We start from the raw sequence: 14,157 nt of genomic DNA, 5'->3' as shown, positions 1-14,157 counted from the left end.
ATGGAATTTGAATTTCTCAGACCATTAGGTTTAGATTTTGAAGTGTTAATAAATGAATTTTCTACACAGCAACTTGGTAGTAAAGTAGTTTTTAATACAAAAGATCAATTTCCTGATGTAGATAAAGTTACAATAGCAGTTATCGGAGTTTTGGACAATCGTGGCGATGATAGGGCTATTTCGGATGTTGATTTGTTTGCTATTCGAAAAGAATTATATACCCTTTATCCAGGGAATTGGGATGCATCGATAGCAGATTTTGGTGATATATTACCTGGAGATACTATTGAAGATACTTATTTTGCTGTACGCAAAGTAGTTGCGGCATTGATTAAAAGAAAAGTAATTCCAGTTATAATTGGTGGTTCACAAGATCTTACCTATGCCTTGTATAGGGCATACGACGATTTAGAACAAATGGTCAATTTGGTGGCAATAGATAGTAAATTTGATTTTGGTAAAGAAAATGAAACTGCTTCTGCTAATTCGTACTTAACTAAAATCGTTATTGACGAACCAAATAATCTCTTCAATTTCTGTAATATAGGGTATCAAACCTATTTTAACTCTCAGGAAGAAATTGATTTAATCGAAAAATTGTTTTTTGATAGCTACCGTCTCGGAGAGATTTCTAATAATTTAGCTTTAGCTGAGCCCGTATTTAGAGATGCCGATGTGGTTAGTCTGGATATGAGTTCGGTTAAATCATCTGATTCGGGTAATTTTGTTACGTTTGTTCCCAACGGCTTTAACGGAAAAGAAATTTGTTCTTTATCTAGATATGCTGGAATAAGTGATAAAGTGAGTTTATTTGGTGTTTTTAATCATGCAAATACGGTTCATGAGTCAGTTTTAATTGCACAAATTATTTGGTATTTTATCGAAGGATACCATTATAGATCAAAAGAGTATCCATTTGGAAGTAGAGAGAATTATATAAAGTTTATCGTACCTATTGAGGAAGAGGTTTTGATTTTTTATAAGAGTGATAAGACAGATAGATGGTGGATTGAAATTCCTTTTGTTACAAATGGAGGCAATAAACTAAAAAGGAATACGTTATTACCTTGTTCCTATGAAGAATATTTAGGGGCCTGCAACCAAGAACTGCCGGAGAGATGGTGGAAAGCACAACGTAAAAACATTGTGTAATATTCATATTCTCTAGCCGATTTTTGGTGATTAGAAAAAAATTATTTGTTTAGGATAAAATAATTGTTTTTTAACAAAATATTAAATACGTTTACACATTAAAAAATAATGAATACATAACCCGATTTTATATGAAGAAGTTCATTGCATTTGTAGCAATTTTGACACTGTTAATTAGCTGTGGTAAATCAAGTGATAAAGGAGAATTGGTAGGGGTTAAAGGTGCTAAATGGCATCCGGAAAAGCCTTACGGAATGACCTTAGTTCCTGGAGGCGCTTTTATCATGGGTAAAGCTGATGAAGATGTAGCTGGAATACAAGATGCACCTACAAAAACAGTTACCGTTAGATCTTTTTACATGGATGAAACGGAAATTACAAATAGTGAATACCGTCAATTCGTAGAATGGGTAAAAGATTCTACAATGAGAGTTCGTTTGGCCATTCTTGCTGATGAACTTGGAATCAAGCCAGAATCAGGTAAAGGTGGAAAAGGTGGAAGTATAGGTGACTTTGCATTCAATGACTCAGATCCAGAAAAAATGACGGCTTATGACAAATATATGTATGACAACTATTACAGTATAGGTACGTCTGATGATCCATATGCTGGTAGAAGATTGAATAAAAAAGTTAAATTGATTAGAGATCCAAAAGCATATCCAGATGAATATTACGTTGAGGTGATGGATTCTATGTATATTCCTGTTGAAGAATCATATAATGGATTAAGATCAATTGATGTTGACAAATTGAAATTTCGTTATTCTTGGATGGATATTCAGGCAGCTGCAAAAGCTAAAGTGGGTAAAAGAAGAGATTTTATAAAAACAGAAGAGGTTAAAATTTATCCTGATACAACTGTATGGATAAAAGATTTCTCTTACTCTTATAATGAGCCAATGCATAATGATTATTTCTGGCATAAAGCATACGGAGATTATCCTGTAGTTGGAGTAAAATGGACACAAGCTAAGGCTTTTTGTGCATGGAGAACTTTAAACAAAAATTCTTATATCAAGTCAAAATCGAAAGGGAGAGAATTGATTAACTCTTTTAGATTACCTACAGAAGCAGAGTGGGAGTATTCTGCGAGAGGTGGATTAGAATCAGGTACTTATCCTTGGGGAGGTCCTTATACTAAAAATGACAGAGGTTGTTTTATGGCTAACTTTAAACCTAGCCGTGGAGATTATGCAGCCGATCAAGCATTGTATACTGTAGAGGCCAAATCTTATGACCCAAATGGTTACAATCTTTATAATATGGCTGGAAATGTTTCAGAATGGACTGACTCGTCATACAATTCAAATGCATACGAATATGTATCTTCAATGAATCCAAATGTACTAGACTCGTCTAATAAACGTAAAGTAGTTCGTGGAGGTTCGTGGAAAGATGTTTCTTACTTCCTACAAGTAGCAACAAGAGATTATGAATATGCAGATTCTGCTAGAAGTTATATCGGATTCCGTACAGTTCAAGATTATATGGGAGTACAAACAACTGGTAATACGTCAGGATCAAGAAGAAAATAATAAATCCAAATCTACTAAAATCAATATTAAAACTTTAAAATTATGGCATTACTAAGTAAAAAGGCAATGAATTTTGCATACGGAATGGGAGCTGCGGTTGTAATCGTAGGAGCATTATTCAAAATTACGCATATAGAATTGGGTCCGTTAACAGGAAATAGAATGTTGACAATCGGACTTTTGGTTGAAGCCTTAATTTTTGCTTTGTCTGCTTTTGAGCCAGTTGATGATGAATACAAATGGGAGATGGTTTACCCACAGTTAAAAGATAAAAACGCTGCTCCAGCAAAGGCGGTTCAGCAAAATGTAGTTGCTTCAGATGTTGAAGGTCAGTTGTCTAAAAAATTAGACATTATGCTTAAAGATGCTAAAATTGACGGCGAATTGATGGCTAGTTTAGGTACTAGTATTAAGAATTTTGAATCTGCAGCTAAGGGGATTGCTCCAACTGCAAATTCTATTGCTTCTACACAAAAATACAGTGATGAGTTGACAATGGCAGCTGATCAAATGGAAAAATTAAATAGCTTATACAAAATACAATTGGATAGTGCTACTAAAAATGCACAAATTAATGAGGAAGTTGCTGCGAATAATTTAAAATTAAAAGAGCAAATGCAATCATTAACAACAAACTTGTCTTCATTGAACAACGTTTACGGTGGAATGCTTTCTGCAATGAATAATAAAGGTTAATTGGTTTCGAACTAAAAAAGATTTTAAACTAATTAGAAAAAAATTATTATGGCTGGAGGAAAACTAACCCCAAGACAGAAGATGGTTAACCTAATGTACCTGGTTTTCATCGCGATGTTAGCATTAAATGTATCCAAAGAAGTAATTTCTGCATTTGGATTAATGAATGAAAAATTTGAAGCTTCAAATACTTCTTCAATTCAGTCAAATGAGCAATTGTTAATGGCTCTTGATTCTAAAGCTGAAGAAGCAAAAGGAGAGTTCATCGTAGCGTCTCAAAAAGCGCATCAATTGCAAACTGTAAATAAAAACTTTTACAGTTACATTGGTTCAATTAAGTCGCTAGTTTTGAGTGAAACGAAAGTAGACGAAGAAACTGGTAAATTACCTTATGAAGAAATGGATAAAGCGGAAGTTTTAGATAATCTGTTTTTTAATCCTGATGGATATTCTGAAAAAGGAAATGAACTAATTGCTACAATTGAAAAGTACAAAGCAGACGTTAAAAGTATTTTAGGAAATGATTCAAAATTCAAAGGAATTATATCTGAATTAGATACTAAAATGGATTTATCCGACGTTAAAAACAAGGACGGTATCGGAATCAAGTATTTGGAATACCACTACAAAGGTTTTCCTGCTATTGCTTCGATAGCTAAATTATCATCTATGCAAAATGATGTTAATAAAGTAGAGTCTGATGTTTATAATACATTATTAGGAAAAGCGGCTGTTGCTGCAGCTTCATACAGTAATTATCAAGCAATTGTTGTTTTAGATAAAAACGCATATTTTCAAGGTGAGACAGTTACTGGTAAAGTAGTTTTAGGTCGTTATGATGCTAATACTAAACCTACAGGATTTTCTGGTCCAGGTAAAATAGTAAACGGTCAAGCGGTTATTTCATTGACAGCGGGAGGAATTGGAGAACAAAGTATTAGTGGTCAGTTTAGTTTTGCAGAGGATGGAAAAACTATTCCGCTGAAATTCAACGGTAAATATGTAGTTGTTCCAAAACCAAATTCTGCAACGATTTCAGCTGATAAGATGAATGTTGTGTATAGAGGTGTTGTTAACCCTATCTCTGTATCTTTTGCCGGAATTGCAGCTGATAAAGTTACTGCCTCAGCTCCAGGATTAAGTCCAGCGGGTAAAGGGAAATACAATTTATCTCCTGGTGGAGGAAATGAAGTAAGCATTTCTGTTACAGGAACATTACCAAATGGTGAAAAAGTTTCTGATAGAAAAGTATTTAGAATCAAAGGAATTCCTGGTCCTACTGGAACCATTCGTGGAGAAACAGGGGTTGTTAAAGGACCTAAATCTAACCTTGAAATTGCTACTATTGGAGCTAAATTAGAAGATTTTGATTTTGAAGTTGGTTTAAATGTTGTTGGGTTTAATATGAAAATTACTGGTCAGGCAACAGTTGTTGTACAAGGTGATAAATTAAATGCTCAATGTAAAGCAGTACTAGCAAAAGCAGGAAGAGGAGATCAAGTAACGATTTCTGATATTAAAACAAAACTTGTTGGTGCAGGTAGTTATTTATTACCAAGAACTGCTCCAGTTATTTTTGAAATACAATAAATAAGTTCTCAAGAAAGGGAATTCTTTAATATTTTATAATGGCATTATGAAGAATGTAAAAAATGTTTTATTGGTAATGTTTTCAGTAATGGTAGGTGGAGCATCGTTTGCTCAATCTAACTTACTTAATGCAAAAGTACCTTCTGAAATTGGACTTAAAACTCCTGCTCAAATGATATCTGATAACGATAAGCCTTTGGCGTATGGATACGTTCATGATAGAGATATTTTGATGGGTAAAACAGTATGGGAAATTATTGATTTGAGCGAAAGAATCAATTTTCCTTTGTATTTTCCAATCGACGAAAACATTGGTTCTGACAGACGTTCATTATATACAGTTTTAACAACTGCTGTAAAAGAAGGTAAGATCACCGAAGTATATTCAGATAGCTATTTTAATACTAAAAAGTCATTTAGAGATATCGAATCTTCTTTGTCTAGAATTGACACTACTGATGCTGGACGTGAGGAAATCAATGCTGGTAGAAGATCTGTTTCTCCAGAATATATTTTACGTTCTGATTTGACTGCTCAAGATGTTACACAGTATAAAATTAAAGGTTTCTGGTATTTTGATAAACGTCAAAGTGAATTGAAGTATCGTTTATTAGGTATCTGTCCAGTAACTCCGGATGTTTACACTATGAATAGTGATGAGAAAGATTATATTGAGTTGTTCTGGATCTTTTTCCCATCAGCAAGAGAAGTTTTGCATGATGCTAAAGCGTTTAATGATAAGAACTCTTCAATGCCGATTTCATTTGATCAAATCTTGAACTCAAGACGTTTTAATAGTGTTATCTACAAAGAAGAAAATGTTTATGGAGATCGAGAAATTAAAGATTACATGAAAGATAACTCTCAGAATCAATTGTTAGAAGCTGAAAGAGTAAAAGAGAAGATTCGTAATTTCGAATCTGATATGTGGAATTACTAGTTTCTAAATTATAAAATATAAAGACTCTTACTTATGGTAAGAGTTTTTTTTGCATTTCACTTTTTTTTAAATTTATATGGTTGATTACTTAATAGTAGGATCAGGTTTAGCAGGGATTTCTTTTGCAGAGGTAGCTTTGCTTAATAATAAATCCATTATGGTTATTGATGATAATTCGCAAAGTTCATCAAAGATTGCTGGAGGTTTGTATAACCCAGTGATTCTAAAACGCTTTAGTGAAGTTTGGAAAGCAAAAGAGCAGTTAGAAATTATGCGTTCGTTTTACGAAACTGTAGAGTCTAAGTTGAAAAGTCAATTTGATTATAAGAAACCAATCCTACGTAAATTCTTCTCTATTGAAGAACAAAATAATTGGTTCACAGCTTCTGATAAACCAAGTCTTTCGCCTTTTCTATCCTTAAGTTTAGTCACAAAAAAATATGAAGGAATTGACTCTCCCTTTAACTATGGCGAAGTGTTACATACTGGTTATGTAGATACGGCTAGTTTACTTCAATCATATAAAGAGTATCTTTTACATTTAGAATGCTTCAGAGAGGAAACTTTTGATTATTCTAAAATTACTTTTGGTGATGATTGTATTCAATATAAAGGTAAGGAATTTCGAAATATAATTTTTGCTGAAGGTTTCGGAATTCATTCTAATCCCTACTTTAATCATTTGCCTCTAGATGGTACTAAAGGAGAATTATTTATTATCAAAGCACCAATGTTAAAATTGGATGTTATAATAAATACAAGCGTTTTTATCTTACCTCTTGGTGATGATCTCTTTAAGGTCGGAGCAACTTATAATTGGAAAGATAAAAATGACGTACCAACAGAAGAAGGGAAAGTTGAACTAGTAGACAGGATCAAAGAAATTATAAACTGTGAATTTGAGATCGTAGAACATTTTGCAGGTGTTAGACCAACTGTAAAAGACAGACGCCCCTTAATTGGTACGCACTCTGAATTTACGCAAATCCATCTCTTAAACGGCTTAGGTACACGTGGTGTTATGTTAGGTCCTGCGATGGCAAAGGCTTTATTCGAAAAAATTGAGTATCAAGTGCCGTTGGACAAAGAAATTGATATAAACCGAATTAAGCCCAAACATTATATTAGGTAATGTTGGCTTGACCCTTTGGAGTTTCTTTTGTAATTGACTTTGAAGTCTTTGGGTCATATTTAATAAACATATTTATATAAATATTTCTCGACCATCTCAATATATATGGAGCTGTAATAATCAAAGTTGCGATAATGACAATGAAGGAAGTTGCCAATGTGGTTCCAAGAATTACTTTTGAAATTATAAAAGCAGCAATACCAAAAGCAACATTTAATCCGTAGCTCACATACATAGCTCCGTAAAAAAAGGAAGGCTCAATTTGATAATGCAAGCCACAATGACTGCAATCTTCATTCATTTTTAATACATTTGCCAGATGTAAAGGATTTTTATCCACATACATACTTTCATTTTGACATTTCGGACAAGTTCCTGTCAAGATACTGTTTAGTTTTGATCCTTTTTTTAACATTTTATAAATTTTTAACAAAGGTACAATTTTACGATTGTTGCCTATGTAATTTTAGTCACAAAATATGCTTAACATACACAATTTATCCGTTTCATTCGGAGGTACTTATTTATTTGAAGAAGTAACATTCCGATTAGGAGCAGGAGATCGAGTTGGTCTCGTTGGTAAAAACGGTGCAGGTAAGTCCACTATGCTTAAGATGCTTGCAGGTGATTTTAAACCAGATTCTGGTGTTATCTCGCAAGAGAAAGATGTCCGTATGGGATTTCTTCGTCAAGACATTGATTTCGAGCAAGGAAGAACAGTATTAGAAGAAGCTTATGAAGCATTTGTTGATATTAAAATTGTAGAAAAAAAGTTAGAAGAAATTAATCACCAATTGGTAACTCGCACTGATTATGAAAGTGAAGAGTATTCAAAAATAATTGAGGATCTTTCAGATAATACCCACCGATTCGAATTATTAGGAGGATATAATTATGTTGGCGATACTGAGAAAATTCTTTTAGGTTTAGGTTTTAAAAAAGAAGTTTTTAATAATCAAACAGAAACATTCTCTGGAGGATGGAGAATGCGTATAGAGTTGGCCAAATTGCTTTTACAAGCCAATGATGTTTTATTACTAGATGAGCCTACCAATCACCTGGATATAGAGAGTATCATATGGTTGGAGAGTTTCTTGCGTAATTACCCAGGAGTTGTTGTAATTGTATCTCATGATAAAATGTTTCTTGATAATGTTACCAATAGAACAATCGAAATTTCATTAGGTAAGGCATACGATTTTAATAAACCTTACTCGCAATACCTAGAGCTGCGTCACGAAATTCGTGAAAAACAACTGGCTACTCAAAAAAACCAAGCGAAAAAGATTGAAGAAACAGAGAAACTGATAGAAAAGTTTCGTGCCAAAGCATCCAAAGCTTCGATGGCACAATCCTTAATTAAAAAATTAGATAAGGTTGAGCGTATTGAAGTTGATGAAGATGATAATTCAGTAATGAACATTTCATTTCCAGTTTCAAAAGAACCGGGTAGAGTAGTAGTAGAGGCTGAGAATGTTACCAAAAGCTATGGCGATAAAACTATCCTAAAGGATATTAATTTATTAGTAGAAAGAGGAAGTAAGATTGCTTTTGTGGGACAAAATGGTCAAGGTAAGTCTACTTTTATCAAAGCAATTGTTGATGAATTTGAATACCAAGGTAATATAAAGTTGGGACACAATGTGCAGCTAGGATATTTTGCTCAAAATCAAGCCGAATATCTTGATGGAGAAATCACCCTACTTCAAACTATGGAAGATGCTGCAATGGATACCAACCGTAGTAAGGTGCGTGATATGTTAGGATCGTTTCTATTCCGTGGAGATGATGTTGACAAGAAGGTAAAAGTGCTTTCTGGTGGTGAGCGTAATCGATTGGCACTTTGTAAATTATTGTTACAGCCTATAAATGTACTACTGATGGATGAGCCGACCAATCACTTGGATATCAAATCCAAGAATGTTTTGAAAGCTGCTCTGCAAAAATTTGGTGGAACTCTACTTTTAGTATCTCACGATAGAGATTTCCTGCAAGGAATGTCAAATCTTGTTTACGAGTTCAAAGATCAAAAAGTTAAAGAATATCTTGGCGATATCAATTATTTCCTAGAGCAACGTAATTTAGAAAATATGCGAGAAGTGGAGAAAAAAGATGCCTTAAAAGCAGCTGCTCCAAAAGAAAGTAACAAAGCCTCATACGAGGACCAAAAGAAAGGAAAGTCACTTAATAATAGACTTAGTAAAATAGAGAGTCAAGTCAAACAGTTAGAAAAAGATATTCAGCTAGACGATAAAAAGTTAGCGTCTAGTTACGACAAGCATATTGAAGACGCCGCATTCTTTAAAGCATATAATAAGAAAAAAGCCGATCTAGACCAATTATTATTAGATTGGGAAATCGTTCAAGAAGAGATAGATAATTTGTAGCCAATCCAGCTGTACATTACAATCTTTTAATCGTAACACTTTTTTTGTTAACCAGTTGCAGGAGCTTCCTTTGGTCGCTCTGCAACTGGTACAAAAAATAGTGTTTTTCATAAAAGGATTTTCATTCCCATCTGGGCTATATTTTTTACTCCAGAAATCATTAGTTTATAATACCAATCTTTTTTGAATGTGCAATAGCTTCTGCACTATGTTCAAAATAACAAACAGCAACATCGAGCGTCGCTATATTTTCCAAAACAGCAGCGATTTTATTCTTTTTAGACTTCCCCGTTTGTCTTATATAAATTGCCTTTACACTCAAAGGGAATATTTTGCAAATTACTTCATATAAATAAGCATCTTTTTGAGAATCATCTCCCAGCAGTACATATTGTATTTGAGGATAGAATTCTAGTATATGTTTTATTTTTTCGTATTTATGATTGTGGCTTTGTTTGAAAGACCAGAAAAATTGAGTCAAACTCGTTTTGATATCTTTTAACAATAGCACTGCTTTTGGTAATTGATGTAATTCTGCAAACTTAATTATCAACCGGTATAAATTCCACTCGCTGCTAGATACATAGAAAAAAATGTTTTTTTCCAATTTGTCTTCTCTTCCTGCTGCGCTCAAGGCTTGATAATGTAGCGCTACATCATCAAAAATCTTTCGTTTATGAACATTCTTAAAAAGTAGATGATAAATTTTCTTTATCGGACTTCTGGTGTAAGATATGATCAGTGTGTCATCAATATCAGAAATTATTCCTAAATCTCCTTGTTTGGGTCTGTTGTAGCTTTCAGTACAAGTTATAGTCTTATTGTTGTATAATATACTCACCGTATAATCGATCCATCCATATTGATCTTCTTTTAAAGGAATGCAAAATTTAAAGTAGCCATCGTCGAGCGTTTTGGTTTCGATTTTTTCATGGTGGTGTTCTAGGTAAACTGTCGCATTTGCGTGAGTTTTGATTCGGAACATATTTATGGTAGCAGTTGCGTTTTTAAACTTTTTCGACAAAAAATCATAATCCTTCTTATTTGTAGGTAAGAAAACATGTCCCATGACAATTAATTCTTGTTCATTAGCGTAACCGCGATATAATTTTAAAATTGGTTTCATTTTATTTAATACTTTTGAGCATTCTGAAAATTAATTATTAAATATCATATAAAGAACTAAAGCAGTGAAAAATAATGTTATTTTAATTGTCAACCCTATTTCTGGCGATATTGATAAAACCGATATGGTAAAAACAGTATCTCACTTTACAACTCGTAAAGACAAGAATTTTGTGCTTTATGAAACGCAAGGGACCAACGACATTTTTAATATAAAGGAATTATTTCTTAAGCATACTCCTGAACGCGTGCTTATTGCTGGCGGAGATGGTACTATCAAATTAGTAGCAGAAGCGTTGGAGCAAGAAGATGTTATTTTTGGAATCTTGCCAGCAGGCTCAGCAAATGGGTTGGCTACTGATCTGGGTTTGCCGGAAACAGTTTTAGAATGTTTAGAAATTGCTTTTAAGGATAATGTCTTAGATATTGATATGGTGTTAATCAATGGGAAAAATAGCTTGCATCTCAGTGATATAGGATTGAATGCCGAATTAATAAAAAATTACGAAAAAAGTACAGTAAGAGGAAAGCTCGGTTATGCAATACAAGCTGTAAATACCTTAATAGAACGAGAAGATCCTTTTAGCGCTATTATTGATGCCAATGGTAAAACTATCGAGTGTGAGGCAAGAATGATTGTAATTGCCAACTCTCAAAAGTACGGTACAGGGATTGTCATAAACCCTAACGGTCTCATGACAGATGGAAAGTTCGAATTGATTATTTTAAAGAATTTAGACTTAATCGTTATTGGGCAAATTATTGCGGGTAATACGGCTATTGAAACTCAAAATCTTGAAATAATAAGTACAGATTGTGCAAGAATAATAACCAACAGACCAGTGAATTTTCAAATTGATGGCGAATATTGCGGTACAGAGTCTACTCTAAATGTTAAGATGGCTACTTCAAAAATGAAAGTTGCTGTGCCGATTAAAAGTATTATAGCACCTCTTTAAATGGATTTCTTTGCTGCCAAATTGTTTTTGGTTCAAAGTAAATAAAGCTTTTTGCCATTAGTAGATTGATAAAATAGTTTTGATGTTTAATCAACCCAAACATTGCTACAGGTATAGCGCCTACAGAACTCTTAATCTCAAGTGCAGTTCTTGCAAATATAATTCGCTTGTACTTTTTATTGATAGAGTATCCAATCATATCATATAACATATTCAGATACAACATTTTTTCTCTTTGATAACCTTCATCATAACCTAAAAAATAGGTATCAATATCATCTCCATTTTTTATCAAGGTGTTAAAACCTATCAATTCTTCATTTAGGAAATAACCGTAAAATAAAAAGTTGTCATGAAGTTTCTCTTTGAATATTTCAAAATGATTCTCTGAAAGATAGAAAGTATTGAAAGGAGCATTTTGAGCTACATTTAGATAAAGTTCGTTTATGCGATTGTGAAGGGATTTAACTTCGTCAAGAGATAATTTTCTTTTCTCAATACCTGATGCTTTTTTTCGAGCACGTTTGTATTGATCTCGATATTTTTTATTTAAATCACCAATATAATCATCCATTGATTGCCAAGAAGATTTAATAGCAAAGACCATATTGGGCTGAATATTAAATTGGTAGAAAGGCTTAAAATCGGAAGTTTTAAAAAAATGATCGTTAGTGGTCAAAAAGTCCTTATATACAGTGAGATTTATTTTATTATTTTGAGCTTTGAGTTGTGCAGTAAGTACATTTGCCGCGCCATGTAAGGCTTCGATACCGTCTTTTACTTCAATTTCAGAACTAAAACTATAACAGTTTTGACCTGTTAGCATATTATTACCAATGACTAAAACTTTCGAAATAAACCTTTTGAACAAGAAGTTTTTGATGATAGTTTTAAAACGATGATCTCTGTCTCCTAATGAATTTACTTTGCTTAGATTGATATACTGTGCCAATGAAATTCCAACTAGCTTATTATCTTTAAATATTCCAATAAAATAGCATTGCATATTAATAGGCGCTGCCTTTTCGAGAATAACCAAATAGTAGCTGCTTAAAAAAATGTTGTTTTTAGACAGAGAATCCCATTCGTCAGGAAGGTTATTAACAGAAGAATAAATTTGGAAAGAAAAGTTTGGTTTCAAGGTAGAATGGCCGGTTTTTGAGAGGTCTAAATTACCAATTAAAGTTAATATAGAAAGCGAATAGGAAAATATTAACTAATTTTATCTATCTAAAATCACACACTATGAAAACGTTTACAGAAAAAACGGCTGTCCCTTTACTTTCAAAAATTGAAGGCTGGAAATTTGATAATAACGGAATCGAAAAGAAATTTACATTTAAAAATTTTAATCAAGCACTTGGCTTCATCGTGCAAGTAGGTCTATTATCCGAAAAAGCGAATCATCACCCAGAATTATTCAATGTTTATAACAAGGTAACCATACGATTATCAACACATGACGCAGATGGTGTGACAGAAAAAGATTTCGATCTAGCGACAGCAATAGAAAAATTATAAATTGAGTAGTAGGTGATTTTCATCTTTTAAATATGACAATTAGATGCACTGTGTTTTAAGTAAATTATTTATATGCAATTGCAGTTAAAAGAAGTATTTAGATTACAAATATATTTTTATAATGCTGTTCGTCGATTATTTTAGCTTTAAGACTGTGTTAAACGTATATTTGATCGTATTATTTAATTAAAATTACGGTTATGAAAAATATATTCACATTTGTTTTGACTGCTATGGTATCATTTTTAATGATAGCACAGGTTTCATCGTCGGATCAAGCTACCCTAATTAAAATTTATGATGCTACTGATGGTGCAAATTGGAAAACAAAATGGGATTTAGCCTCATCTGTTTCTAGTTGGTACGGTGTAAAAGTAGAGGGGAATAAAATTGTGTCTTTGAATTTATCAAATAACAATTTAACAGGAGCTTTGCCAATTGAAATCACAAACCTTGTGGATTTACAAGAATTAAATTTACATAGAAATAAAATTTCAGGTACAATTCCTGCGGATTTGGATAAATTAAAAGACTTAAAGGTTTTAAATATTTCATTTAATCAACTATCAGGAACTATTCCAGTTACTATTTGTAACTTGACTAAACTACAAAATGTTAGTTTGTTTATGAACAGACTATCTGGTAATTTACCTGCCCAAATAGGAGATTTACAAAATCTTGAAACTTTGTCACTTTTTAATAATGAAATTGAAGGTGAAATTCCGGTCTCTCTTTATGAGATAGCAAATTTAAAAATATTGTTGCTTAATAGTAATAAATTGACTGGAGAGTTAAGCTATCATATTTCAGATATGAAATCATTGGAGAATTTAAGTTTATTCGAAAATAATTTTGTTGGTCAAATTCCTTTCGAATTAGAAAAATTAAATCAGTTAAAAGAAATGAATATTTCTTATAATAAATTCAGTGGATTGATATCTAGAAGATTGGCTGTTTTAGATACATTAAACATGACAATGTTTAATGAAAAAGGAGTTGCAGTATTGTTGAATGTTGCAATGGATATTCAAAGACCATTAGTGTCTGAGGAATAATTTAGTATGTTTTTTCATAATGTTAGTATTTAATAATTTTGTTTATAAAGCTGTCTCCTCCA

Annotated in this window: 13 protein-coding genes; 10 read left to right on the top strand and 3 right to left on the bottom strand. The window is 32.7% G+C overall.

What is annotated here, in order from left to right; genetic code table 11:
• The 6 genes from LXH21_RS02455 (at position 1) to LXH21_RS02430 (ending at position 7,048) form a co-directional block, all read left to right on the top strand.
• Positions 1–1,152 carry a formimidoylglutamase gene (locus LXH21_RS02455; protein ID WP_239862452.1) on the top strand — a complete coding sequence of 384 codons (1,152 nt, stop codon included), beginning with the start codon at positions 1–3 and terminating at the stop codon, positions 1,150–1,152.
• Positions 1,153–1,283: 131 nt separating this feature from the next.
• A complete protein-coding gene (gene porK, locus LXH21_RS02450) occupies positions 1,284–2,690 on the top strand; it encodes a T9SS ring complex lipoprotein PorK/GldK (protein WP_239862450.1) in 1,407 nt (468 codons plus the stop codon).
• A 42-nt stretch (positions 2,691–2,732) separates the two neighbouring features.
• On the top strand, positions 2,733–3,386 hold the full coding sequence (porL, locus tag LXH21_RS02445) for a type IX secretion system motor protein PorL/GldL (RefSeq protein WP_239862448.1): 654 nt from the start codon (positions 2,733–2,735) through the stop codon (positions 3,384–3,386).
• Positions 3,387–3,434: 48 nt separating this feature from the next.
• A complete protein-coding gene (gene porM / locus LXH21_RS02440) occupies positions 3,435–4,976 on the top strand; it encodes a type IX secretion system motor protein PorM/GldM (RefSeq protein ID WP_239862446.1) in 1,542 nt (513 codons plus the stop codon).
• A gap of 46 nt (positions 4,977–5,022) precedes the next feature.
• The gene (porN, locus tag LXH21_RS02435; RefSeq protein WP_239862444.1) at positions 5,023–5,916 is read left to right on the top strand and encodes a type IX secretion system ring subunit PorN/GldN; all 894 of its coding nucleotides are present in this window, start codon (positions 5,023–5,025) and stop codon (positions 5,914–5,916) included.
• A gap of 76 nt (positions 5,917–5,992) precedes the next feature.
• Positions 5,993–7,048 (top strand): NAD(P)/FAD-dependent oxidoreductase, encoded by a 1,056-nt coding sequence (locus LXH21_RS02430; protein ID WP_239862442.1) that lies wholly within the window; start codon positions 5,993–5,995, stop codon positions 7,046–7,048.
• Here LXH21_RS02430 and LXH21_RS02425 read toward each other — a convergent pair.
• Positions 7,041–7,463, bottom strand: a complete 423-nt coding sequence (locus LXH21_RS02425; RefSeq protein ID WP_239862440.1) for a DUF983 domain-containing protein — start codon at positions 7,461–7,463, stop codon at positions 7,041–7,043. The genes LXH21_RS02430 and LXH21_RS02425 overlap by 8 nt on opposite strands.
• A 64-nt stretch (positions 7,464–7,527) precedes the next feature.
• On the opposite strand from LXH21_RS02425, the gene LXH21_RS02420 reads away from it, so the two are divergent.
• The gene (locus tag LXH21_RS02420; RefSeq protein WP_239862438.1) at positions 7,528–9,435 is read left to right on the top strand and encodes an ABC-F family ATP-binding cassette domain-containing protein; all 1,908 of its coding nucleotides are present in this window, start codon (positions 7,528–7,530) and stop codon (positions 9,433–9,435) included.
• A 160-nt stretch (positions 9,436–9,595) separates the two neighbouring features.
• On the opposite strand, the gene LXH21_RS02415 is transcribed toward LXH21_RS02420, so the two are convergent.
• A complete protein-coding gene (locus tag LXH21_RS02415; protein ID WP_239862436.1) occupies positions 9,596–10,561 on the bottom strand; it encodes an App1 family protein in 966 nt (321 codons plus the stop codon).
• Between the two features lie 64 nt (positions 10,562–10,625).
• Between LXH21_RS02415 and LXH21_RS02410 the strand changes: the two genes are divergently transcribed.
• Positions 10,626–11,519, top strand: coding sequence for a diacylglycerol/lipid kinase family protein (locus LXH21_RS02410; RefSeq protein WP_239862434.1), 894 nt, complete (start codon positions 10,626–10,628; stop codon positions 11,517–11,519).
• Here the strand turns inward: LXH21_RS02410 and LXH21_RS02405 are convergent.
• On the bottom strand, positions 11,503–12,660 hold the full coding sequence (locus tag LXH21_RS02405) for a peptidogalycan biosysnthesis protein (RefSeq protein ID WP_239862432.1): 1,158 nt from the start codon (positions 12,658–12,660) through the stop codon (positions 11,503–11,505). The two genes, LXH21_RS02410 and LXH21_RS02405, sit on opposite strands and share 17 nt — an antisense overlap.
• A 104-nt stretch (positions 12,661–12,764) precedes the next feature.
• On the opposite strand from LXH21_RS02405, the gene LXH21_RS02400 reads away from it, so the two are divergent.
• Both LXH21_RS02400 and LXH21_RS02395 read left to right on the top strand, forming a co-directional pair.
• Positions 12,765–13,040 (top strand): 4a-hydroxytetrahydrobiopterin dehydratase, encoded by a 276-nt coding sequence (locus LXH21_RS02400; RefSeq protein ID WP_239862430.1) that lies wholly within the window; start codon positions 12,765–12,767, stop codon positions 13,038–13,040.
• Between the two features lie 200 nt (positions 13,041–13,240).
• Positions 13,241–14,095, top strand: a complete 855-nt coding sequence (locus LXH21_RS02395) for a leucine-rich repeat domain-containing protein (protein ID WP_239862428.1) — start codon at positions 13,241–13,243, stop codon at positions 14,093–14,095.
• The last annotated feature ends 62 nt before the right edge of the window (positions 14,096–14,157 follow it).

Origin of the sequence: Flavobacterium algicola (genome assembly GCF_022399565.1) — a bacterium.
Lineage (GTDB): Bacteria > Bacteroidota > Bacteroidia > Flavobacteriales > Flavobacteriaceae > Flavobacterium > Flavobacterium algicola.
Note: the sequence above shows the minus strand (reverse complement) of the source record. Positions and strands in the feature narration are given on the sequence as shown.

Bases quoted from the DNA above. Each gene is read 5' to 3' on its own strand.
- LXH21_RS02455 (WP_239862452.1), top strand. From the start codon at position 1: ATGGAATTTGAATTTCTCAGACCATTAGGTTTAGATTTTGAAGTGTTA.
- porK (WP_239862450.1), top strand. From the start codon at position 1,284: ATGAAGAAGTTCATTGCATTTGTAGCAATTTTGACACTGTTAATTAGC.
- porL (WP_239862448.1), top strand. From the start codon at position 2,733: ATGGCATTACTAAGTAAAAAGGCAATGAATTTTGCATACGGAATGGGA.
- porM (WP_239862446.1), top strand. From the start codon at position 3,435: ATGGCTGGAGGAAAACTAACCCCAAGACAGAAGATGGTTAACCTAATG.
- porN (WP_239862444.1), top strand. From the start codon at position 5,023: ATGAAGAATGTAAAAAATGTTTTATTGGTAATGTTTTCAGTAATGGTA.
- LXH21_RS02430 (WP_239862442.1), top strand. From the start codon at position 5,993: ATGGTTGATTACTTAATAGTAGGATCAGGTTTAGCAGGGATTTCTTTT.
- LXH21_RS02425 (WP_239862440.1), bottom strand. From the start codon at position 7,463: ATGTTAAAAAAAGGATCAAAACTAAACAGTATCTTGACAGGAACTTGT.
- LXH21_RS02420 (WP_239862438.1), top strand. From the start codon at position 7,528: ATGCTTAACATACACAATTTATCCGTTTCATTCGGAGGTACTTATTTA.
- LXH21_RS02415 (WP_239862436.1), bottom strand. From the start codon at position 10,561: ATGAAACCAATTTTAAAATTATATCGCGGTTACGCTAATGAACAAGAA.
- LXH21_RS02400 (WP_239862430.1), top strand. From the start codon at position 12,765: ATGAAAACGTTTACAGAAAAAACGGCTGTCCCTTTACTTTCAAAAATT.
- LXH21_RS02395 (WP_239862428.1), top strand. From the start codon at position 13,241: ATGAAAAATATATTCACATTTGTTTTGACTGCTATGGTATCATTTTTA.